We start from the raw sequence: 295 nt of genomic DNA on the forward strand, positions 1-295 counted from the left end.
CAGTATCCGGAAGCCACGTTAAAGGAACTGGGAATGATGCTGAATCCCCAGGTTGGCAAGTCCGGTGTGAACCACCGTCTCAGAAAATTAAGCGAGATAGCGGATGAGCTGCGAAATGACAAGGAGGAGTTATTATGATTAAAAAACCTGTTACTATTCAACTGTCTACTGGTCTTGAAGCACGCCCGGTGGCGCAGCTGGTACAGGTAGCCAGCCAGTTTAACAGCGAAATATATGTTGAGATCGGAAAGAAAAAAGTCAATGCAAAGAGCATTATGGGTATGATGACTCTGGG

General features: G+C 46.1%; 2 protein-coding genes. Both read left to right on the forward strand.

Annotated features, from left to right (window positions below):
* Positions 1-138: helix-turn-helix domain-containing protein (locus QVP40_RS09215; protein WP_288200438.1), on the forward strand; the 138-nt coding region annotated here is incomplete at its 5' end.
* On the forward strand, positions 135-295 hold a 161-nt coding region (locus QVP40_RS09220), incomplete at its 3' end, for an HPr family phosphocarrier protein (protein ID WP_288200439.1). The genes QVP40_RS09215 and QVP40_RS09220, both read left to right, overlap by 4 nt.

The organism is Blautia sp. CAG:257 (assembly GCF_000433815.1).
GTDB classification, from domain to species: Bacteria; Bacillota; Clostridia; order Lachnospirales; family Lachnospiraceae; genus Blautia_A; species Blautia_A caecimuris.